Raw genomic sequence first — 22238 nt, 5'->3', positions numbered from 1 at the left:
GCTCGGCCGGCCCCCGGACGGATCCCCCCCTGCGCCGGCCCCCTGCGCCGCTCGCCGATGCCCCCGCATCGAGCCCTCGGTCAGGGGGCGTTCGCCCGGCGCGGCTCAGATCGTCTTGTTCTGGCCGCCGTCGATGAGGACCTCGGCACCGGTGATGTTGGCCGCGACCGGCGAGGCGAGGAAGAGGACGAGGTCGGCGACCTCGTGCGGCTCGGTGATCCGGCCCGTGCTGATGCCCATGCTCTGCGGCACGACCACGTCGAGTGCCTCCTGCGCCGTGGTGCCCGCGGCGCCGGCGGTCGCGTCGGCGAAGGCGCCCGGGGCCGTCCAGAACGGGGTGCGGACCGGACCGGGGGAGACCGCGTTCACGCGTACGCCGCGCGGTGCGAACTCCTCCGACAGGGCCTTGGTCACGCTGGTGAGCGCGGCCTTCGCCGCCGAGTAGTCCACCACCATCGGGAAGGGCAGGCGGGCGTTGATCGAGCTGATGTTGACGATCGAGGCCCCTTCGGCCGCGAGCAGGTGCGGGAGTGCCGCGCGGCTCGCGCGCACCGCGCTGAAGAAGGTCAGGTCGAAGATCCGGCGCCACTCGGCGTCGTCCACCTCCAGGAATCCGGCCCGCGCGTCCGCCCCGCCCACGTTGTTGACGAGGATGTCGATCCGCTCGTGCCGTTCCGCGGCCTGCCGCACCAGCGTCTCGGCGCCCTCGGCGGTGGACAGGTCGACCGGGACGACCGTGATGTCGTAGGTGTCGCGCAGTGCGTCGAGCTCGGGGGTGGAGGAGCGGCTGCCGGCGACGACACGGGCTCCTTCGCGACCCAGTGCCTCGACGATGGCCAGGCCGATGCCCTTGCTGGCCCCGGTGACGACGGCGACCTTGTCCTTGAGGTGCAGTTCCATGACGTGTCCTTTTCTGGATTGATTGATAAACAATTACGGTACGCGGAGGCGACCACCGGCGCGACGGGAGCGCCGCCGCTGGGGTGAGTGCCTCTGGGGGGGTGTCAGTCCAGGCTGCGCAGAGCCGTCGCGACCGCGTCCTCCGTGAACGTCCGGCCGAGTCGCGCCTGGCCGACGACGCGGAGGCCCTGGACGAAGGTGGTCAGGAAGCGGGCCAGTTCCACCGGATTCTTGTCCGGGGACAGCTCGCCGCGTGACTTCGCCCGCTCCAGGGCGCCCGCGAGGGCCGATTCGACCATCCGCATGGCGGCTCCGACGCGGTCCACCGTGCCCGGGTCGTCGCCGCGCTCGGTGGCGGCGCTGACCACGAGGCACCCCCGGCTGGGGTCCGTGAGGTCGGCCTCGACCATGTCCGTGAGGACCCTGTGCACCGCGGGCCGGATCTCGGTCGCGTTCTCCAGGATGTCCGCCAGGCCGCCTGCCTGCAGTGCGCAGTAGCGCTCCAGGGCCCGGGCGTAGAGCTGCTCCTTCGACCCGAAGGCCGAGTACAGGCTGCCGCTGCCGATCGACAGTTCCTTGAGTAGGTCCTGCAGGGACGTCTCGGCATAGCCGCGGCGCCAGAACAGGTCCATCGCGCGATCGACCGCCTGGTCGGTGTCGAACTCCCGGTTGCGTCCCATGTGCATCACCGTACCACAGTTCTGGATCGATCAATAAACTATCGCCGTCGCCCCGCCCCGTCCGGTCCCTGAATCGGTTGCCCGTAGGGCGCGCCAGGTGTCGGCCCCCCGTCGAGCCGCGGGCGGACACCGTTCCTGACCGCGGCCCCGGACACCACGCCGGAGCCGCGCGCTGTGGTGCCCCGTCCCATGTCGCGCGAGGAACGGGGCACTTACCGTCCGACACCATGACCACTCACGCAGCAGCACATCGCACGGGCCGCCTGCGCGCGGTCCTGCTCGTCCTGGTCGCGGCGCTCGCCGCCGCCTTCCTGCCCTCCACCACCGCCAAGGCCGCGGGCACCATCGAGGAGGTAACCGGCTTCGGCAGCAACCCGGGCGCCCTGAGGATGTACCGGTACGTCCCCGCCGGGCTCCCCCAGGGGCGGCCCGTCGTCGTCGCGTTGCACGGCTGCACGCAGAACGCCCGCGACTACGGGACACAGAGCGGGTGGACGGCCCTCGCCGACCGGTGGGGCTTCTCCGTCGTCCTGCCCGGCCAGACCACGGCCAACAACATCAGCCAGTGCTTCGACTGGTTCCAGCCCGGGGACATCGCCCGCGGCCAGGGCGAGGCCGCGTCCATCCGGCAGATGACCGCTCGCCAGATCACCGACACGGCGGCCGATCCCACGCGTGTCTACGTGACCGGGCTGTCCGCGGGCGGCGGCATGACCGCGGTCATGATGGCCGCGTACCCGGACGTGTACGCGGCCGGAGGCGTCGTCGCCGGACTGCCCTACGGGTGCGCGCAGGCCGCGGGATCGCCCTATGTGTGCATGTACGTCGGTGCGACGCAGACGCCCCGGCAGTGGGGCGACCGGGTGCGCGCCGCCTACCCGGGGTACACCGGGCCGTGGCCGAGGCTGACGGTCTTCCAGGGAACGGCCGACTACACCGTCAAGCCCGTCAACATGGACGATCTGGTGCGGCAGTGGACGGACGTCCACGGCGCCGACCAGACCGCCGATGCGAGCGACACCGTCGCCGGCTTCCCGCACCGCACGTACAAGGACCCGTCCGGCGCGCCGGTGGCGGAGACCTACAGCATCACCGGCATGGGACACGGACAGCCTGTCGACCCCGGTACCGGCGCCGCCCAGTGCGGGACCGCCGCCCCCTATGTGCTCGATGTCAACCTCTGTGCCGCCGGACGGCTTGGACAGAGCTGGGGGCTGGGCTGATCGCCGCCGCCCGGGTCACTCCCCGGCCATCGCCGCCAGCTTGGTGACGGTGTTCCAGTTGCGGGCCGTGGCCGTCAGGCCCAGTCGCCTCTCCCAGAAGGCGTGCGAGAGGCGGGTCTTCTGCACACCGTCGGGACAGTGCACGTAGATCTCCCGTTCGCCCGGGCGGAAGTCGTCCGGGGCGAAGTCCGCCGGGTCGAGGCCGGCGATGCGGTCCGGGTCCACCTGGCTGGACAGGAAGGTGACGAGGAAGCGCGCCGGGTTGACGCCGGTCATGTCGAACGGATTGCGTTCGATCACCGTGCGCAATCCGGCCGCCTCGCGCACCACGCACGGCACGTCGCGGCCGAACTCGCCGCGGATCGCCTTCTCCAGCTCGCGGGCGAGTGTCACCGGATCGGCACGGTCGTGGTCGAACAGCGCGTTGCCGCTCTGGAGATGGGTGCGCACCCCCGTGCCGCCGATGCCCTCCAGCAGCACCCGCAGATCCTGCATGGGCAGCCTGGTCGTCGGCCCGACGTTGATCCCGCGCAGGAGCGCCACGTATCCGGTCACGACGCCACATTAACGACGGGCTCGCGAGAGGTACCCACTTTCGGAGGACCGGTGGCCCGGCGTAACGGTTCGGCACCCCGCGGCACCGATACGTTCGCGAGCATGAGCACGAACAGTCACCGGCCTTCCGTGACCGAGTTGCGGCTGTCCGCCTTCAAGTCGCACCGCGGCGCGAGCTTTCCCCTCGGCCCCCTCACCCTGCTCGCCGGGCCGAGCGGCTCGGGCAAGTCGAGCGTGCTGGAGGCGCTGGGCGTGCTCGGGCAGCTTGCCGCCGGGGAGGAACTGGAAGCGGTCTTCGACGGGGTGCGCGGAGGCGTTGCGGCCTGCGTGCCGGACGGCGCCCAGCCGGACGCCGAGGGCCGGCGCGGATTCCGCATCGGCTGCACGGTGCAGGGCCCCGTCGGTCCGGTGCAGCTCGATGTCGCCGTGCAGACCGAGCCCGAACTGCGCATCGTGGGGGAGCGGTTGGTCGGGGCCGGGGAGACACTGCTCTCCACGGCGCTGCGTGATCCCGGCCGCCGCCAGGTCCAGGCGGCCTGGCACACGGCGGGCCTCGTCCCGGTCACCAGGGCACCCCTTCCGGACGACCGGCTGGCCACCTCCCTGCTTCCGCTGCGCGTCGCGGGGACGACGGAGGGGCAGCGCCTGGTCCTGGCGGCGGCGGAGCAGGTCGTGCTGGCGCTGCGCGGGGTCTTCCCCGTCGATCCGCGTCCCCAGGGCATGCGGACTCCTGCCGCGGTGTCGGACGGGATGCTGCGGGGCGGCTGCGACAACCTTTCCGCGGTGCTGCGCCGCACGCAGGGCGAGTGCCGCACCCGGCACGCCGCGCTGGTGGGTGCCCTCCGAGAGGTGTGCAGGCCGCCCGTGGAAGGACTGACCGTGGTTCCGGGGGAGCGGCAGGAACCGGGCCCCGACAGCGTGCTCGCGGCGATCGACCGGGGGTCGGCCGGACTGGTGACGGTGGACCGGCTCGGTGACGGGGAGCTGCGCTTCCTGGCTCTGGCCCTGGTCCTGCTCACTGGCCCGGGAGTGCTGGAGGTCGACACCAGCGGCGAGGTGCCGGACGCGGTCCAGGTGCTGACCGTCCTCGCCGACGGCCTGGACGCGGGCCTGGACCGCGCGCAGTCCCGGAAACTGCTCGACCTCGCTCGGCAGGTGGCCGAGCGAGGTCACATCAGGCTGGTGGGAACGGTCCACGACGAGACGGTGGCGGAGGGCGCCGAGGGTGTCACGCTGCTGCGCCTCGGGGCCCCGGTGGAGGACCGGGAACGCGTCCCCGTCCAGGGAACGGGGCCGGACTCGGAGCGCACCGGCGCCGCGATGCGGTAGACCTTGCCGGTGTGACCGAGGATCTGCACGCCCTGCAGCGCCGGCTGGCCGCCTTCGCGGCGGCCCGGCACTGGGAGGGCTACCACACGCCGAAGAACCTGGCCGTGGCGCTGAGCGTCGAGGCGTCCGAGCTGCTGGAGATCTTCCAGTGGCTCACGCCCGAGGAGGCGGCCCGGGTGATGGAGGACCCGGAGAGCGCGCACCGGGTACGGGACGAGGCCGCGGACGTTCTCGCGTATCTGCTGCAGTTCTGCGAGGTGCTGGGGGTCGATCTCCTGGCCGCGCTCTCGGCGAAGATCGACAGGAACGAACGGCGCTTCCCGCTGCCGGCCGCCGCGTCGCGGGAGCCGGAACGGCCCGCGGTCGCCAAGCAGTCGCAGAGCGCGCCGCCGGCCGGGGAGGGGCTCGGCGGCTGAGGCGCCCGGGCCGTCCCGGCTCCCGCGACGCTGCTGTCCGCCCGCTGTCGGTGGCGCGCGTGGGACGGAGGCGGTCGCTGGATTTCCTCGATCGGGTGAGCGAGTTTTCCACAGGCGCGATGTTGTCCACAGTTCCGCACCGGGCCCTTTCGCCGAGGACCGTGATCCGTCACGCTGAGTGACACATCGGATTCTCAGGGTCTCAGGCGGAGGTGCGACATGGATGCGGTACGACTGATCCGGGCGACGCGGGACGCGCTGCGGGGCGGCGGGGCGGAACGCGATCTGATGGCCGAGGCATGGCAGGCCCAGGCGCTGACGCAGGCGATCGGCAGCCACCTCGCCCTGCACGGGCCCCCGGAGCTGCGCACACTCGGTTTCTGGGTGTGCGAGGCGAGCGGCCGGGCCTGCGGTTCGACGGGGCCGCCCGGCGCGGGCACCGGTTCCGGTCCGCTGCGGGCCGCGATACTCACCGAGGTCCGCGAGCCGGCGGACGCGCTGCGCGAACTGCGCCAGCTGCTGGCGGAACTCTGCATGGCCCTGGTGTCGGTCGCGTGCACGGCCGAGTCCGAGACCGAGTACTGGCAGTGCATCGAGGCGGTCGACGCCGCCGACGAGTCCAAGGACCGGGTCGGCGCCCTGCTGCGCGCGGTCGAGTCGTCACGGCGGCACAGCGCGTGATCCGAGGCGACGCGCGACCCGGATGCGTGGTGGTAGACGACAGGTATCGCCAACTCCCCTTCTCCTATGGGGAATCAGCAGACATTCACCTCGTCGGGGGCGCGGGTGCGGTGCCGGAGCCGCCGGTCGGCGATCACTTTCGCGGCACGGGGTGCAGGATGGAACCATGGATCTTCGAATCTTCACGGAGCCCCAGCAGGGGGCCACCTACGACACCCTTCTCACGGTCGCCAAGGCCACGGAGGAGCTCGGCTTCGACGCCTTCTTCCGCTCCGACCACTACCTGAAGATGGGCGGGGCGGACGGCCTTCCCGGACCCACGGACGCCTGGATCACCCTGGCCGGCCTCGCCCGCGAGACCTCCCGCATCAGGCTCGGCACGCTGATGACGGCCGCGACCTTCCGGCTGCCGGGCGTGCTCGCCATCGAGGTCGCGCAGGTGGACCAGATGTCCGGAGGGCGCGTCGAGCTGGGCATCGGGGCCGGGTGGTACGCGGAGGAGCACGCCGCGTACGGCATTCCGTTCCCGAAGGCGAAGTTCGCGCGCCTGGAGGAGCAGCTCGCTGTCATCACCGGCCTGTGGTCCACCCCCGTCGGGGAGACCTTCGACTTCGACGGCAAGCACTACACGCTCAAGGACTCGCCCGCGTTGCCCAAGCCGGCCCAGACCAAGGTGCCCGTGCTCATCGGCGGGCACGGCGCCGAGCGGACGCCGCAGCTCGCCGCCCGCTACGCCGACGAGTTCAATCTGCCCTTCGGATCGCTGGAGGACACGGCCCGGCAGTTCACCCGGGTGCGGAAGGCGGCCGAGGAGCACGGGCGCGGCAAGGACGACATCGTCTACTCCAACGCCCTGGTGGCGTGCGTCGGCAAGGACGATGCCGAGGTGGCACGCCGTGCCGCCGCCATCGGCCGCGAGGTCGACGAGCTCAAGGCCAACGGCCTGGCCGGTACGCCCGCCGAGGTCGTCGAAAAGATCCACCGCTACGCGGAACTCGGCGCGAGCCGCTTCTACCTCCAGATTCTCGACCTGTCCGACCTCGACCACCTGGAACTGATCGCCTCGGGCGTCCAGTCGCAGCTGGACTGACCGGGCATCGCCCCAGCACACCGCACCAGCAGGAAGGAGCACCCGCGATGTCCCTACCGACCAGGCCCTTGGCGCAGGCACTCGCCGAGGGGGCCGTGGTCCTCGACGGCGGCCTGTCCAACCAGCTCGCCGAACAGGGCTGCGACCTGTCCGGCGAGCTCTGGTCCGCCCGGCTGCTCGCCGACGACCCGGCGCAGATCGAGGCGGCCCACACGGCCTACGTCCGGGCGGGCGCGCGGGTGCTCATCACCTCCAGCTATCAGGCGACCTACGAGGGCTTCGCCCGGCAGGGCACGGGCCGGGACGCCGCAACCGGCCTGCTGCGGCGCAGCGTCGAACTCGCCAGGGCCGCCGCGGACCGGGTGGAGGAGGAGGTATGGGTGGCGGCGTCGGTCGGCCCGTACGGCGCGATGTGGGCGGACGGCAGCGAGTACCGCGGCCGCTACGGCCTGAGCGTCGCGGAACTGGAGCGTTTCCACCGCCCCCGGATCGAGACCCTGGCCGAGGCCGGGCCCGATGTCCTGGCGCTGGAGACCGTGCCGGACACCGATGAGGCCGAGGCGATGCTGCGCGCGGCCGACGGACTCGGTGTGCCCGTGTGGCTCACCTACACCGTCGAGGGGAACGCGACCCGTGCCGGCCAGCCGCTGGAGGAGGCCTTCGGGATCGCCGCCGGCAGCGACGCCGTCATCGGTGTCGGCGTCAACTGCTGCTCGCCGGCGGACGCGGACCGGGCGGTGGAGACGGCGGCAGCGTCGGGCACACCCGTCGTGGTGTATCCCAACAGCGGTGAGACATGGGACGCGACGGACCGTGCCTGGTACGGCGGTTCGTCCTTCGACCCGGAGCGGATACGCGACTGGGAGAAGGCCGGGGCCCGTCTCATCGGCGGGTGCTGCCGGGTCGGTCCCGGCGCGATATCCGCCCTGGCTGCTGCCCTCGGCCGCTGACCTTCCGGAAAACCGCTGGTAGGGGCGGGCGTGGCACGGTGATACTCGGGTGGTGTTCCTGACGATATCGACCACCGGCAGCAGTGCCGCGCCCGCGACGGACCTCGGCTTCCTGCTGCACAAGCACCCGGAGAAGACCCAGGTCTTCTCGACCTCCTACGGCGACGCCCATGTGTTCTACCCCGAGGCGTCCGAGCAACGCTGCACTGCGGCAATGCTCCTGGAGGTCGATCCCGTCGCGCTGGTGCGGCGGGGCAAAGGCAAGGGCCGCGGCGGCGCACCCGACTCCGCGCTCGCGCAGTACGTCAACGACCGTCCGTACGCGGCGTCGTCGCTGCTCGCGGTCGCCTTGCGCACCGTCTTCGCCAGCGCGCTCAGGGGCGTGTGCGACGCGCGTCCCGAGCGCGCGGCGAACCCGCTGCCACTGCGGATCGGCATCCCGGCCGTTCCGGCGCGCGGTGGCGCCGCCCTGGTACGGCGGCTGTTCGAGCCGCTGGGTTGGACGGTCGAGGCGGAACCGGTCGCGCTGGACGCGCAGTTCCCCGCCTGGGGCGACTCGCGGTACGTACGGCTGGTGCTGGAGGGCGAACTGCGGCTCGCCGAGGCGCTGCGTCATCTGTACGTGCTGCTGCCGGTGCTGGACGACGCCAAGCACTACTGGGTGTCGCCCGACGAGGTCGACAAGCTGCTGCGGATGGGGGAGGGCTGGCTCGCCGGACACCCGGAGCAGCGGCTGATCACCAGCCGCTACCTCGCCCGGCGCTGGTCGCTGACCCGGCAGGCCATGGACCGGCTGGAGCTGGCGCGGCTGGCCGAGGCCGACGACAGCGAGCCCGAGGCACTGGACAACGCCGTGGACGAGGAGGTGGACACCGAGGAGAAGCCGGTTCCGCTGGCCGTGCAGCGGCGCGAGGCGATCCTGACGGCGCTGCGCGCCGCCGGCGCCGCCCGTGTCCTGGACCTCGGCTGCGGGCAGGGGCAGCTGGTCGGCGAGCTGCTGAAGGACGCGCGCTTCACCGAGATCGTCGGCGTCGACGTGTCGATGCGGGCGCTCGGCGAGGCGACACGGCGACTGCGCCTGGACCGTATGGGCGACCGCCGGGCCGCGCGTGTGCGCCTGATGCAGGGCTCGCTCGCGTACACCGACACCCGGCTCAAGGGGTACGACGCCGCGGTCCTCAGTGAGGTCGTCGAGCACCTGGACCTGCCGCGGCTGCCGGCCCTGGAGTACGCGGTCTTCGGCACGGCACGGCCCACGACGGTGGTCGTGACCACGCCGAACGTCGAGTACAACGTGCGCTGGGAGACGCTGCCGGCCGGACACGTCCGGCACGCCGACCACCGCTTCGAGTGGACCCGCGAGGAGTTCCGCACCTGGGCCGGGGAGGTGGCGCGGCGGCACGGGTACGAGGTCCGCCACGTTCCCGTCGGGCCGGACGACCCCGAGGTCGGCCCGCCCACCCAGATGGCAGTTTTCACCACGGCCACGACCGTGACCACGACCCCGAAGGAGGCGGTGGCATGACCGGCAAGCGCACCCTGCCCGTGACCGACCTGTCCCTCGTGGTCCTGATCGGCACCACCGGCTCGGGCAAGTCCACCTTCGCCCGGCGCCACTTCAAGCCCACGGAGGTGATCTCCTCCGACTTCTGCCGCGGCCTGGTCAGCGACGACGAGAACGACCAGAGCGCCACCGGCGACGCCTTCGACGTCCTGCACTACATCGCGGGCAAGCGGCTGGCCGCCGGCCGGCTCACCGTCGTCGACGCCACGAGCGTCCAGCAGGAGAGCCGCCGCCAACTGGTCCGGCTCGCCCGCGAGTACGACGTCCTGCCCATCGCGATCGTCCTGGACGTCCCCGAGCAGGTCTGCATCGAGCGCAACGCCACCCGGCCCGATCGCGCCCACCTGCCGCGGCACGTCGTACAGCGCCAGCAGCGCGAACTGCGTCGCTCCCTGCGGCAACTGGAGCGCGAGGGCTTCCGCAAGGTGCACATCCTGCGCGGCGTCGAGGAGGTCGACGCGGCAGAAATCGTCCTGGAGCGCCGCTTCAACGACAAGCGCGAGCTCACCGGCCCGTTCGACATCATCGGCGACGTCCACGGCTGCAGCTCCGAGCTGGAGACCCTGCTCGGCAAGCTCGGCTACGACGACGGCGTGCACCCCGAGGGCCGCACCGCGGTCTTCGTCGGCGACCTCGTCGACCGGGGACCCGACAGCCCGGGCGTGCTTCGCCGCGTTATGGGCATGGTCGCCTCCGGCAGCGCCCTGTGCGTGCCGGGCAACCACGAGAACAAGCTCGGCCGCTATCTCAAGGGCAAGAAGGTCCAGCACACCCACGGTCTCGCGGAGACGATCGAGCAGCTGGAGAAGGAGGACGCGAAGGACCCCGCCTTCCGGGAGCAGGTCCGGGAGTTCATCGAGGGACTGGTCAGCCACTACGTCCTCGACGGCGGCAAGCTGGTGGTCTGCCACGCCGGCCTGCCCGAGAAGTACCACGGCCGCACCTCCGGCCGGGTGCGCTCGCACGCCCTCTACGGCGACACCACCGGCGAGACCGACGAGTTCGGCCTGCCCGTGCGCTATCCGTGGGCCGAGGACTACCGCGGCCGGGCCACGGTCGTCTACGGCCACACGCCGGTGCCGGACACCTCGTGGATCAACAACACGATCTGCCTGGACACCGGCGCGGTGTTCGGCGGCCGGATGACGGCCATGCGCTGGCCCGAGCGGGAGATCGTCGACGTGCCCGCTGAGCGGGTCTGGTACGAGCCGGCCAAGCCGCTGGCCGCCGAGGCCCCCGGCGGCCACGACGGGCGCCCGCTGGCGCTGGCGGACGTCACCGGCCGCCGCATCGTGGAGACCGCGCACCACGGCCGGGTCGCCGTCCGCGAGGAGAACGCGGCGGCCGCGCTGGAGGTCATGAGCCGGTTCGCGGTCGACCCGCGCCTGCTGGCGTACCTGCCGCCGACGATGTCGCCGTGCGCGACCTCGCAGGTCGAGGGGTACCTGGAGCACCCGCACGAGGCGTTCGCCGCCTACCGCGAGGACGGCGTGCGCGAGGTGCTGTGCGAGGAGAAGCACATGGGCTCCCGCGCGGTGGCCCTGGTCTGCCGCGACGCCGAGGCGGCCCGTGCCCGCTTCGGGGTGGCCGACGGCGTCACCGGCACCCTGCACACCCGCACCGGCCGGCCGTTCTTCGACGACCCGGCCGTCACGGAGGCGGTGCTCGACCGGCTGAGGACCGCCGTCACCGCCGCCGGCCTGTGGGACGAGTTCGGCACCGACTGGCTGCTGCTCGACGCCGAGCTGCTGCCCTGGTCGCTGAAGGCCTCGGGTCTGCTGCGCAAGCAGTACGCCGCCGTGGGCGCCGCCTCCGGCGCCGCCTTCCCGGAGGCGCTCGCCGCACTGGAGGCAGCGGCGGCGCGCGGCAGCGACGTGACCGGGCTGCTGGACCGGCAGCGCGAGCGCGCCGCGGACGCCGCGGCCTTCACCGAGGCGTACCGGCGCTACTGCTGGACGACCGAGGGACTGGACGGGGTGCGTCTCGCGCCGTTCCAGATCCTGGCCGCCGAGGGCCGGAGCCTGGCCGCGCTGCCGCACGACGAACAGCTCGCGCTGATCGACCGGCTCGTCGCGGGCGACCCGACGGGCCTGCTGCGGGAGACCCGGCGGATGCTGGTGGACACCGGCGACGAGGAGTCGGTGGCCGCGGGCACCCGCTGGTGGCTGGAGGTGACGGAGGCCGGCGGCGAGGGCATGGTCGTCAAGCCGCTGCGGGCGCTGCTGCGCACCGAGGACGGCAACCGGCTGGTGCAGCCCGGCATCAAGTGCCGCGGCAGGGAGTACCTGCGGATCATCTACGGTCCCGAGTACACCCGGCCCGACCAGCTGGCCCGTCTGCGCTCCAGGGCGCTCGGCCACAAGCGCTCGCTCGCGCTGCGCGAGTACGCCCTCGGCCTGGAGGCGCTGGACCGGACCGCGGCGGGTGAGCCGCTGTGGCGGGTGCACGAGGCGGTGTTCGCCGTCCTGGCGCTGGAGTCGGAGCCGGTGGACCCCCGGCTGTGACGGGTGAGGGGCGGGCGCACGAGTGCCCGCCCCTCCCAGGCGGTAAACCCCGGCCAAGTGGGAATGTCTAGCCCCATGGCATTCCATGTGGACTCCGAGGCCGGGCGGCTGCGCAGCGTCATCCTCCACCGCCCCGGCCTGGAGCTGAAGAGGCTCACGCCGTCGAACAAGGACGCCCTGCTCTTCGACGACGTCCTGTGGGTGCGCCGGGCGCGCGCCGAGCACGACGGCTTCGCCGACGTGCTGCGCGACCGGGGGGTGGCGGTCCACCTCTTCGGCGACCTGCTGTGCGAGTCGCTGGCCCTCCCCGAGGCCCGGCGCCTGGTCCTCGACCGGGTCTTCGACGAGAAGGAGTACGGGCCGGTCGTCACCGACCACCTGCGGGCCGCCTTCGAGGAGCTGACCGCCGCCGAGCTGACCGAGGCGCTGGTCGGCGGCATGACCAAGCGGGAGTTCCTGGCCCGGTTCGCCGAGCCGACCTCGGTGCGCTTCCACGTCATGGAGCTGGACGACTTCCTGCTCAATCCGCTGCCGAACCACATCTTCACCCGGGACACCTCCGCCTGGGTCTACGACGGTGTGAGTATCAACGCGATGCGCTGGCCCGCCCGCTGGCACGAGACCGTCCACTACGAGGCGGTCTACCGGCACCACCCGCTCTTCGCCGGCGCGGGCTTCCATGTGTGGTCGGAGGGCCAGGCGGCTTACCCCTCCACCATCGAGGGCGGCGACGTGCTGGTGATCGGCAACGGCGCCGCGCTGATCGGCATGAGCGAGCGCACCACTCCGCAGGCCGTGGAGATGCTGGCGCAGCGGCTGTTCGCCGCCGGTTCGGCGACCAGCATCGTGGCGCTCGACATGCCCAAGCGGCGGGCCTTCATGCACCTGGACACCGTGATGACCATGGTGGACGGCGACACCTTCACCAAGTACGCGGGGCTGGGCATGCTGCGCTCGTACACCATCGAGCCCGGTGCGGGGGAGCGTGACCTGAAGGTCACCGACCACCCGCCGGAGCACATGCACCGCGCGATCGCCGCGGCCCTGGGCCTGGACGACATCCGGGTCCTCACCGCCACCCAGGACGTGCACTCCGCGGAGCGTGAGCAGTGGGACGACGGGTGCAATGTGCTGGCGGTGGAGCCCGGGGTGGTCCTCGCGTACGAGCGCAACAGCACCACCAACACCTTCCTGCGCAAGCGCGGCATCGAGGTGATCGAGATCCCCGGGAGCGAGCTGGGCCGGGGGCGTGGCGGTCCGCGCTGCATGAGCTGCCCCGTCGAGCGCGACGCCGTGTGACGCCTCGGTGACGACGTGGCGGTGACCTGACGCCGCGGCCGGTAAATCGTGTGCCCCGTGGGCACCGGTGGGGTTACCCTCACCCCATGAACGTCATGGGCCGAAGCACCACCGCGACCGCGCGAGCGACCAGCTCGCCGGTTGCCGCCGCCTGACGTACGTCCTGCTTCCACCGGCGACCGGAAACGGTCCGCCGCTGGCTCCATGGCTTCCCCGCCCCGGTTCCGACGATCGTGCGGACTGTTGTCCGGTGCCTCCCCGCTGCACACGCGAAGGAGTCATCCCATGCACACCGACCGGATCATGAGCACCGATCAGATCGTCCGCACGTTCCTCGAGTACTACGAGGAGCGCGGCCATCGCCGGATCACCGGCTCGACCCTGCTGCCGCCGCCCGGGGACCCGGTGCTGTTCACCACTTCGGGCATGCATCCGCTCACCCCGTACCTCGAAGGGCGCCCGCACCCGCTCGGCAGGCGACTGGTCAACCTGCAGCGCTGCCTGCGCACCACGGACCTCGACGAGGTCGGCGACAGCACGCATCTGACGGTCTTCGAGATGCTCGGCACCTGGTCGCTGGGCGACTACGAGGGCCCGTCGAGCCTCGAGTGGGGCTACGGACTGCTCACCGAGGGGTTCGGCATCGATCCGGGCCTGCTCCATGCCACGGTCTTCGCCGGCGACGAACGGACCGGCCCGGACACCGCCTCCCTGGAGGTGTGGCAGGGGCACGGGGTGCCGGTGGAGCTCACCGTCGAGGACAACTGGTGGTCCAACGGGCCGACCGGCCCGTGCGGTCCCGACTCGGAGATCTTCCTGTGGACCGGCGACATCCCGCCGCGGTCCACGCCGACCGGGGACGACCGCTGGGTGGAGGTGTGGAACCACGTGATGATGCGGCACCGGCGGCTCGCCGACGGTTCGCTCGTGCCGCTCCCTCAGCGCAATGTCGACACCGGCCTCGGCCTGGAACGGCTGGCCTCGCTGCTGCAGGGGCGGTCGTCGGTGTTCGAGTGCGACGTCTTCGATCCCTGGCGCCGTGCCGTCCCGGCCCTGTGGCCGCTGGACGAACCGTCGCTGCGGCTGACGTACGACCATCTGCGCTCGGCCGTGGTGGTGATCGGCGACGGGACGCTCCCGGGCAACACCGGTCGCGGCTATGTGCTGCGCCGGCTGATCCGGCGGGTGCTCACCGTGCTGCGGCGGGACGATCCGTCGCGCAGCCTGGGCGACCTGCCGGACGAGCCGGTCCGGCACACGCTGGAGCACTTCCGGCAGGACATGGACGGGGACACCGTGCGCCGGGTGCTGCTGGAGGAGGAGCGGCGCTTCGGCCGGCTGCTGGAGCGCGGCCGGCAGGTGCTGGCCCGCCCCCGGTTCCGCGGCCCGCTGGGCGAGGAGGACTTCCGCTACCTCCACGACACCCACGGCCTGCCGCGGGACCTCGTCCTGGGCCTCCGGCAGGAGTGACGGCCCGGGTCGCGGCGGCGCATCCGGGTGCGTGGTCCCGCGGCGGGGAGGATGCGACCCGGCACGCCCTTCGGCGCGGCCGATGCCGTGCCGACACGAGAGGGGGCACGCCGGGTCACAGTGGTGTCACCCACTCTTCATCGCGAGATTCTGTATAAACATGCGAATTTACGTATAGACTTCCATGTCAGCGATGTACGCGTGTTCGGCGCCCGGCCGACGACGACCTAGGAGCCCCCATGGCCATCGACCTCACCGGTCGCCCCTTCCTCAAGGAGCTGGACTTCGCCCCCGAGGAGTTCCGCGGCCTGGTGGAGCTGGCGGGCGAGCTGAAGGCGGCCAAGAAGGCGGGCGCCGAGGTGCGGCGGCTGGCGGGCCGGAACATCGCGCTGATCTTCGAGAAGACCTCGACCCGCACCCGTTGCGCCTTCGAGGTCGCCGCCGCGGACCAGGGCGCCGCCACGACCTATCTGGACCCCGCCGGTTCCCAGCTCGGCCACAAGGAGTCGGTCAAGGACACCGCCCGCGTGCTGGGCCGCATGTTCGACGGCATCGAGTACCGCGGCACCGGCCAGGAGGTCGTCGAGGAACTGGCCGCGCACGCGGGGGTCCCGGTGTGGAACGGGCTCACCGACCAGTGGCACCCGACGCAGATGCTCGCCGACGTCCTCACCATGACCGAGCACTCCGGCCGCCGGGCCGGCGACGCGGCCGGCATCGCGTACGCCTACCTCGGCGACGCGCGCTCCAACATGGGCAACTCCCTGCTGGTCACCGGCGCCCTGCTGGGCATGGACGTGCGCATCGCGGCCCCGAAGGGCCTGTGGCCGGACGCGTCGGTGGTCGCCGAGGCGCACCGTCTGGCCGCCGCCACCGGCGCACGTGTCACGCTCACCGAGGACGTCGCCGAAGGGGTGGCCGGCGCGGGGTTCGTCCACACCGACGTCTGGGTCTCGATGGGCGAACCCAAGGAGGTCTGGGACGAGCGCATCGCGCTGCTCGCCCCCTACGCGGTGACCGCGGACGTCCTGCGGGCGACGGGCCGTGCGGACGTGAAGTTCATGCACTGCCTGCCGGCCTTCCACGACCTCGGCACGAAGGTGGGCCGGGAGATCCACGAGCGGCACGGGCTGACCTCCCTGGAGGTCACCGACGAGGTCTTCGAGTCGCCGCAGTCGGTCGTCTTCGACCAGGCCGAGAACCGCATGCACACCATCAAGGCCGTCCTCGTCGCCACCCTCGGGGGCATCGCGTCTATCGCGTAGTCGTGACGGCAGTCACGGATAAGTGATAACTTCGCGGTGAAGGCAGTCTGCCTCCCCCGCGAAGGAGGACGTGCCCATGAGCCCCTACCGAGGCTCCGCAGGCCGCACCGAGGAATGGCGGCACCTGCGGGTGGACCGGGCCGACGGCATCGTCACCGTCACCCTCGACCGTCCCGACCGGCTCAACGCGCTCACCTTCGGCGCCTACGCCGATCTGCGCGACCTGCTCACCGAACTGCCGCACGACGGCGACACCCGCGTCCTGGTGCTCGCCGGAGCCGGGCGCGGCTTCTGCTCCGGCGGCGACGTGGACGAGATCATCGGTGCGACCCTCGCCATGGGCGCGGGCCAGCTGCTGGACTTCACCCGGATGACCGGGCAGGTCGTCAGGGCCATCCGTGAGGCGCCCTTCCCGGTGATCGCGGCGGTGCACGGCGTCGCGGCGGGCGCCGGGTCCGTCATCGCCCTCGCCTCGGACTTCCGGGTGGTCGAGCGCTCCGCCCGCTTCGCCTTCCTCTTCACCAAGGTGGGCCTCGCCGGAGCCGACATGGGCGCCGCCTATCTGCTGCCCCGCATGGTGGGCCTCGGTCACGCCACCCGGCTGCTCATGCTCGGCGACACCGTCGGCGCCGCCGAGGCCGACCGCATCGGCCTGGTCAGCGAACTCGCCGACGATGGGCAGGCCGACGCGAGCGCCGCCGCCCTCGCCAAACGCCTGGCCGCCGGGCCCGCGCTGGCGTACCAGCAGACCAAGGCGCTGCTCACCGCCGAACTCGACATGCCGCTGGCCGCCGCCGTCGAGATGGACGCCGCCACCCAGGCGCTGCTGATGACCAGCGCCGACTACGCCGAGTTCCACGCGGCGTTCACCGAGAAGCGCAGCCCCAACTGGAAGGGCCGCTAGCCGTGCGCGTGGCCATCATCGGCGGCGGCCCCGGCGGTCTGTACGCGGCCGCGCTGCTCAAGCGCCTCGACCCCGAGCGGGACATCACCGTCTGGGAACGCGGCGCGCCGCAGGACACCTTCGGGTTCGGTGTCGTGCTGTCCGACGAGACGCTCGGCGGCATCGAGCACGCCGACCCGGTCGTCTTCCGCGCCCTGGAGGGCGAGTTCACCCGCTGGGACAACATCGACGTCCACCACCGCGGCCGCGTCGTGACCTCCGGCGGCCACGGCTTCGCGGCCGTGGACCGGCGCCGGCTGCTCACGATCCTGCACGACCGCTGCCGCGCCCTCGGCGTGACGGTCCGCAGCCGCGAACTCGCCCCAGCGGCTGCGGAACTGGCCGCCGCCCACGACCTCGTCGTCGCCGCCGACGGCGCCAACAGCGCCACCCGCGGCGCCCACGCCGCCACCTTCCGCCCGGCCCTGACCGGCCACGGCTGCCGCTACATCTGGCTCGCCACCGACCTCGCGCTGGACGCCTTCCGCTTCGAGATCGTGGAGACCGAGCACGGGATCATGCAGGCCCACGGCTACCCGTACCGGCCGGACGCCGCCACGTTCATCGTCGAGATGCGCGAGGACGTGTGGCGCCGCGCGGGCCTGGACCGCGCGGACGAGACGGAGTCCATCGCCCGCTGCGAGAAGATCTTCGCCGACGCGCTCCGCGGCCACTCCCTGCGCGGCAACCGCTCCCGCTGGGGCGCCTTCACCACGGTCGTCAACGAGCGCTGGCACCACGAGAACATCGTGCTCTTGGGCGACGCCGCGCACACCGCGCACTTCTCCATCGGCTCCGGCACCAAGCTCGCCATGGAGGACGCCCTCGCGCTCACCGCGTCGCTGCGCGAACAGCCGGACATCCCGCGGGCCCTGGCCGCGTACGAGGCCGAGCGGCGGCCCGTCGTCGCCAGCACCCAGCGGGCGGCCCGGGCGAGCCTCGAGTGGTTTGAGCACCTGGAGCAGTACGCGGCCCAGCCGCCGCGGCAGTTCGCGTTCAACCTGCTCACCCGCAGCCGCCGCGTCACCCACGACAATCTGCGGCTGCGCGACGCGGACTTCGCCGCCGCCGTGGAACGGGACTTCGGCACGGACCCGGAGACCCCGCCGATGTTCACCCCGTTCACCCTGCGCGGGCTGACCCTGCGCAATCGCGTCGTCGTCTCCCCGATGGACATGTACTCCGCCGCCGACGGCGTCCCCGGCGACTTCCACCTTGTCCACCTGGGCTCCCGGGCCCTGGGCGGTGCGGGCCTGGTCATGACCGAGATGGTCTGCGTCAGCCCCGAGGGCCGCATCACCCCCGGCTGCGCGGGCCTGTGGAACGACGAGCAGGAGGCGGCCTGGCGCCGCGTCACCGACTTCGTCCACACCCAGCCCGGGGCAGCGGTCGGCCTCCAGCTCGGCCACAGCGGCCGCAAGGGCTCCACACGCCTGATGTGGGAGGGCATCGACCAGCCACTCCCGTACGGCAACTGGGCACTGGCCGCGCCCTCCCCGCTGCCGTACCGCCCCGGCACCAGCCAGATCCCGCACGCCCTGGACGCCGGCGGACTCGCCCGCATCCGCGAGGAGTTCACCGAGTCCGCGCGGCGCGGCGCCCGGGCCGGCTTCGACCTGCTGGAACTCCACTGCGCCCACGGCTATCTGCTCTCCGGCTTCCTCTCCCCGCTCACCAACCGCCGCACCGACGCCTACGGCCGGGGCCTGGCCGGGCGGCTGCGCTTCCCGCTGGAGGTCTTCGACGCCGTCCGCGAGGTCTGGCCCGCCGACCGGCCCATGACGGTGCGCATCTCCGCCACCGACTGGGCCGAGGGCGGCACCACCGCCGAGGACGCCGTGGAGATCGCGCGGGCCTTCGCCGACCACGGCGCCGACGCCATCGACGTCTCCACCGGCCAGGTCGTCCCCGACGAGCGGCCGGACTTCGGCCGCTCCTACCAGACCCCGTTCGCCGACCGCATCCGCAACGAACTCGGCGTCCCCGTCATCGCCGTCGGCGCCATCTCCTCCTGGGACGACGTCAACTCCCTGCTCCTTGCGGGCCGCGCGGACCTGTGCGCACTGGCCCGCCCGCATCTGTACGACCCGCACTGGACCCTGCACGCCGCCGCCGAGCAGGGCTACACCGGCCCGGGCGCGCCCTGGCCGCTGCCGTACCAGGCGGGCAGCCGCAAGCCGCCCACGGGACGTACGGACGCGCCGAGGCCCCGCCTGACGCTCGACGGGTGAGGGGCGTCAGGCGAAGACGGAGGTGTCCAGGGAGAACGCGAACGGCTCGGGCAGGTCGAGTGTTTTGCCGAACAGGACGCGGATGTCCTGGCGGTAGTCCCCGGCGTCCGGCTCGCTGTAGAGGGCGACGGTGCCCTCGGTGCGGTCCACCAGGAGGCAGAAGGGGATCCCGGCCGCGGCGTAGCCGCGCCGCTTCGGGCCGCGGTCCTTGTCCGGGCGGGTCGACGTCACCTCGGCGGTCATCACGACGCCCTCGGGGACGGCCCATGACTCCTTGCCGGCGAACAGTCCCTCGGGACCCACCGTCAGATCCGGGATGAAGCGGCCTGCCGGAGTGATGAGCCCTCTGGTCCCGGACGCGTAGAAGTCGGCGGGGGACTTGCGGATCATCTGGCGGACGAAGCGTCCCAGGATGTCCTCGTGGTCTCCGTCGGACGGCGGGGTCACGACGATCTCCCCCTCGATGAGCTCGGCGCGGTAACCCTCGGGCACCGTGAGGTCGAGGAAGGCGCCGAGAACGGCGTCACCGCCGGAGTCCGAGCGTTCGGTCGCGGGCAGTGCCATCTCGCGTACCTCCTCGATCGTCATGGTTCCGCTCCGGTGCGGTCAGGTTATGCCGCCCGATGAAGGCAGGCGGTGCATCCGTTCCCACGATCACCCGCGGCGCCGGTCACGTCATGCGATCAGCGGACCGCCAGGAACGCCGCCCCTGCGTCCCGGAGCCGGTCGTGCAGGTCGTGGAAGACCGCGGCGCTCCTGCCGCCGGGCCAGTCGCCGGGCAGCAGGGCGGAGGGAAGGCCGGGGTCGGCGTAGGGCAGCCGGCGCCATGAGTCGAGGGCGCGGAGGTAGTCGGCGAAGGCGTCCTGGGCGGGGGTGGTGCGGCGGGCGGCCCAGCGGCGCAGGACGGGCTCGTGGGCGTCGAGGAAGGCGAGGTGGAGCTTGGCGATGCCGTCCAGGTCCCACCAGCGGCGCACCGCGGATGCGGTCGGCTCGAATCCCAGGTGGGTGCCCGTGAAGAGGTCCACGTACGTGTCCAGGCCGAGCCGGCGCAGGGTGTGCCCGGCCTCGTCGTACAGGCGGGCGGGGGCGATCCACACGCCGGGCGCGGCGGTGCCGAAGCCGAGGCGGGCCAGCCGGGAGCGCAGCAGATGGCGCTTGTGGCGCTCGCTCTCGGGGACCGAGAAGACCGCGAGCACCCAACTCTCCCCGGCCGCCTCGTCGTCCGGGCGGCCGTAGATGCGCCGGTCGCCGTCGGCGAGCAGCTGCCGTGCGTCGTCGGAGAGGGTGTACCCGGCGGCCCCGTCGACGCGGTCCGGCGCGAGCAGGCCGCGCCGCTTGAGCCGGGAGACCGCGGAGCGGACCGACTGCGGGTCGACGTCGAGCGCGCCCATGAGCCGGATCAGTTCGGCGACCGGGATGCGGCCGTCCCACTCCCCGGTCCGCCCGTAGGCGCCGAAGTAGGTCACGATCAGCGAACTGGGGGTGTGCTCGGTCACGCGATCACTCTAGGTCGCGGAGGCGGAAGCGTTGCAGCTTCCCCGTGGGCGTGCGCGGCAGGCCCGGGAGGAACCGTATCTCGCGCGGGCACTTGTAGCCCGCGATCTCCTCCTTGACGAAGGCGCGCAGCGCCTCGGCCGTTCCGGTGCGCCCGTCCCGCGGGAGCCCGTCGCGCAGGACGACGAAGGCCCGCACGACCTGCCCGCGGCTCTCGTCGGGGACGCCGATCACCGCCGCCTCGCGGACGTCGGGGTGGCGCAGCAGGGCCTCCTCGACCTCGGGGCCCGCGATGTTGTACCCGGCCGAGATGATCATGTCGTCGGCGCGGGCCACGTAGCGGAAGTAGCCGTCCGGTTCGCGCACATAGGTGTCGCCGGTCAGGTTCCAGCCGTCGCGCACGTAGTCGCGCTGCCGGTCGTCCGCCAGGTAGCGGCAGCCGGTCGGGCCGCGCACGGCGAGCAGTCCCGGTTCGCCGTCCGGCAGTTCGGTGATCGTCAGGGGGTCGACCACGCGGGCCTCGTAGCCCGGCACGGCGACGCCGGTGGTGCCGGGGCGGATGGCGTCGTCGGCGGCCGAGATGAAGATGTGCAGCATCTCGGTGGCGCCGATGCCGTTGATGATGTGCAGCCCGGTCGCCTCGTGCCAGGCCCGCCAGGTCGCCGCCGGCAGGTTCTCGCCCGCGGAGACGCAGCGCCGCAGGGAGGACAGGTCGTGCCCGCCGGGGAGTTGCAGCATCGACCGGTAGGCGGTGGGCGCCGTGAAGAGCACGCTGACCCGGTGGGCGGCGACGGCCCGGGCCAGCTGCTCGGGTCCGGCCTGTTCCAGCAGCAGGGTCGACGCCCCGGCGCGCAGCGGGAAGACGACGAGGCCGCCGAGCCCGAAGGTGAAGCCGAGCGGCGGGCTGCCCGCGAACACGTCGTCGGCGCGCGGTCGCAGGACGTGCGCGGAGAAGGTGTCGGCGATGGCGAGGACGTCGCGGTGGAAGTGCATGCAGCCCTTGGGCCGGCCGGTGGTGCCCGAGGTGAAGGCGATGAGCGCGACGTCGTCCGCGGACGTCGCCACGGCCTCGAAGCGGTCCGGCTTGGCCGCGGCCGACCGCAGCAGGTCGTCGGACGCCTCCCCGCCGTACGTGGCGATCCGCAGTCCCGGCACCTCGGCCTTGGCGAGGTCGTCCACCGACCGGATGTCGCACAGCGCGTGCCCCACGGCGGCGATGCCGCAGATCGTCGCCAGCTCCTGGGCGCGGTGGGCCGCCAGCACGGTGACCGCGACGGCCCCGGCCTTCATCACCGCGAACCAGCACGCCACCAGCCACGGCGTGGTCGGTCCGCGCAGCAGCACGCGGTTGCCGGGCACCACACCGAGGTCGTCGACGAGCACGTGCGCGATGCGGTCGGCGGCGGCGCGCAGGTCGTCGTACGACCACACCTCGCCGCCCGGCATGCGCAGGCAGGGCGCGTCGGGCGCGCCCCCGGCGAGCAGTTCGGCACCGCAGTTGAGCCGGTCCGGATACGCCAGGGAGGGGAGGTCGCGGGAGAGGACGGGCCACTGGTCACGCGGCGGGAGGTGCTCCCGCGGATAAGTGTCCACGTGTGCGGATGGCAGCAGGTCCATGGCGGGTTCGCCCCTCGTTGGCACCTG

19 protein-coding genes are annotated in these 22238 nt (G+C 72.5%); 13 read left to right on the top strand and 6 right to left on the bottom strand.

What is annotated here, in order from left to right; all coding sequences use genetic code 11:
* Positions 1 to 105: 105 nt before the first annotated feature.
* Both ACIP64_RS33855 and ACIP64_RS33850 read right to left on the bottom strand, forming a co-directional pair.
* Complete coding sequence (locus ACIP64_RS33855; protein ID WP_401594458.1) at positions 106 to 900, bottom strand: SDR family NAD(P)-dependent oxidoreductase; 795 nt, start codon at positions 898 to 900, stop codon at positions 106 to 108.
* Positions 901 to 1004: 104 nt separating this feature from the next.
* Entirely contained in the window at positions 1005 to 1580 is a 576-nt protein-coding gene (locus tag ACIP64_RS33850) for a TetR/AcrR family transcriptional regulator (RefSeq protein WP_401594455.1), read from the bottom strand.
* A gap of 227 nt (positions 1581 to 1807) precedes the next feature.
* On the opposite strand from ACIP64_RS33850, the gene ACIP64_RS33845 reads away from it, so the two are divergent.
* Positions 1808 to 2803: a PHB depolymerase family esterase gene (locus tag ACIP64_RS33845; RefSeq protein WP_401594452.1), complete on the top strand. Its 996-nt coding sequence runs from the start codon at positions 1808 to 1810 to the stop codon at positions 2801 to 2803.
* Positions 2804 to 2818: 15 nt separating this feature from the next.
* Here the strand turns inward: ACIP64_RS33845 and ACIP64_RS33840 are convergent, their stop codons facing one another.
* Positions 2819 to 3358, bottom strand: a complete 540-nt coding sequence (locus tag ACIP64_RS33840; RefSeq protein WP_401594450.1) for a DUF1697 domain-containing protein — start codon at positions 3356 to 3358, stop codon at positions 2819 to 2821.
* A gap of 102 nt (positions 3359 to 3460) precedes the next feature.
* Between ACIP64_RS33840 and ACIP64_RS33835 the strand changes: the two genes are divergently transcribed.
* From ACIP64_RS33835 to ACIP64_RS33780, 12 genes are all read left to right on the top strand, one after another.
* Positions 3461 to 4687 (top strand): AAA family ATPase, encoded by a 1227-nt coding sequence (locus ACIP64_RS33835; protein ID WP_401594448.1) that lies wholly within the window; start codon positions 3461 to 3463, stop codon positions 4685 to 4687.
* A gap of 11 nt (positions 4688 to 4698) precedes the next feature.
* A complete protein-coding gene (locus tag ACIP64_RS33830; RefSeq protein WP_401594446.1) occupies positions 4699 to 5103 on the top strand; it encodes a nucleotide pyrophosphohydrolase in 405 nt (134 codons plus the stop codon).
* Positions 5104 to 5322: 219 nt separating this feature from the next.
* On the top strand, positions 5323 to 5784 hold the full coding sequence (locus ACIP64_RS33825) for a DUF6099 family protein (RefSeq protein WP_401594443.1): 462 nt from the start codon (positions 5323 to 5325) through the stop codon (positions 5782 to 5784).
* A gap of 166 nt (positions 5785 to 5950) precedes the next feature.
* Positions 5951 to 6874 (top strand): LLM class F420-dependent oxidoreductase, encoded by a 924-nt coding sequence (locus ACIP64_RS33820; RefSeq protein ID WP_401594441.1) that lies wholly within the window; start codon positions 5951 to 5953, stop codon positions 6872 to 6874.
* Positions 6875 to 6921: 47 nt separating this feature from the next.
* Positions 6922 to 7824, top strand: a complete 903-nt coding sequence (gene mmuM / locus ACIP64_RS33815; protein WP_401594438.1) for a homocysteine S-methyltransferase — start codon at positions 6922 to 6924, stop codon at positions 7822 to 7824.
* 52 nt (positions 7825 to 7876) lie between these two features.
* Positions 7877 to 9349 carry a 3' terminal RNA ribose 2'-O-methyltransferase Hen1 gene (locus tag ACIP64_RS33810; RefSeq protein WP_401594436.1) on the top strand — a complete coding sequence of 491 codons (1473 nt, stop codon included), beginning with the start codon at positions 7877 to 7879 and terminating at the stop codon, positions 9347 to 9349.
* Positions 9346 to 11892 (top strand): polynucleotide kinase-phosphatase, encoded by a 2547-nt coding sequence (locus ACIP64_RS33805; protein ID WP_401594433.1) that lies wholly within the window; start codon positions 9346 to 9348, stop codon positions 11890 to 11892. The genes ACIP64_RS33810 and ACIP64_RS33805 overlap by 4 nt, the downstream gene beginning before the upstream one ends.
* A 75-nt stretch (positions 11893 to 11967) precedes the next feature.
* Positions 11968 to 13191 carry an arginine deiminase gene (locus ACIP64_RS33800; RefSeq protein WP_401594430.1) on the top strand — a complete coding sequence of 408 codons (1224 nt, stop codon included), beginning with the start codon at positions 11968 to 11970 and terminating at the stop codon, positions 13189 to 13191.
* Positions 13192 to 13494: 303 nt separating this feature from the next.
* Positions 13495 to 14661, top strand: coding sequence for an alanine--tRNA ligase-related protein (locus tag ACIP64_RS33795; RefSeq protein ID WP_401594601.1), 1167 nt, complete (start codon positions 13495 to 13497; stop codon positions 14659 to 14661).
* Between the two features lie 239 nt (positions 14662 to 14900).
* On the top strand, positions 14901 to 15926 hold the full coding sequence (argF, locus tag ACIP64_RS33790) for an ornithine carbamoyltransferase (RefSeq protein WP_401594427.1): 1026 nt from the start codon (positions 14901 to 14903) through the stop codon (positions 15924 to 15926).
* A 76-nt stretch (positions 15927 to 16002) separates the two neighbouring features.
* Positions 16003 to 16830 carry an enoyl-CoA hydratase family protein gene (locus ACIP64_RS33785; protein ID WP_401594424.1) on the top strand — a complete coding sequence of 276 codons (828 nt, stop codon included), beginning with the start codon at positions 16003 to 16005 and terminating at the stop codon, positions 16828 to 16830.
* 2 nt (positions 16831 to 16832) lie between these two features.
* A complete protein-coding gene (locus tag ACIP64_RS33780) occupies positions 16833 to 19100 on the top strand; it encodes a bifunctional salicylyl-CoA 5-hydroxylase/oxidoreductase (RefSeq protein ID WP_401594421.1) in 2268 nt (755 codons plus the stop codon).
* A gap of 6 nt (positions 19101 to 19106) precedes the next feature.
* Here ACIP64_RS33780 and ACIP64_RS33775 read toward each other — a convergent pair whose 3' ends face one another.
* From ACIP64_RS33775 to ACIP64_RS33765, 3 genes are all read right to left on the bottom strand, one after another.
* Positions 19107 to 19688 carry a Uma2 family endonuclease gene (locus tag ACIP64_RS33775; protein ID WP_401594419.1) on the bottom strand — a complete coding sequence of 194 codons (582 nt, stop codon included), beginning with the start codon at positions 19686 to 19688 and terminating at the stop codon, positions 19107 to 19109.
* 95 nt (positions 19689 to 19783) lie between these two features.
* Positions 19784 to 20596 carry a PaaX family transcriptional regulator C-terminal domain-containing protein gene (locus tag ACIP64_RS33770; protein ID WP_401594416.1) on the bottom strand — a complete coding sequence of 271 codons (813 nt, stop codon included), beginning with the start codon at positions 20594 to 20596 and terminating at the stop codon, positions 19784 to 19786.
* A 4-nt stretch (positions 20597 to 20600) separates the two neighbouring features.
* Complete coding sequence (locus tag ACIP64_RS33765; protein WP_401594414.1) at positions 20601 to 22211, bottom strand: AMP-binding protein; 1611 nt, start codon at positions 22209 to 22211, stop codon at positions 20601 to 20603.
* Positions 22212 to 22238 lie beyond the last annotated feature (27 nt).

It is taken from the genome of Streptomyces sp. NPDC088733, from assembly GCF_044751185.1.
Taxonomy (GTDB): domain Bacteria; phylum Actinomycetota; class Actinomycetes; order Streptomycetales; family Streptomycetaceae; genus Actinacidiphila.
This window is presented reverse-complemented; position numbering and strand designations above follow the sequence as displayed.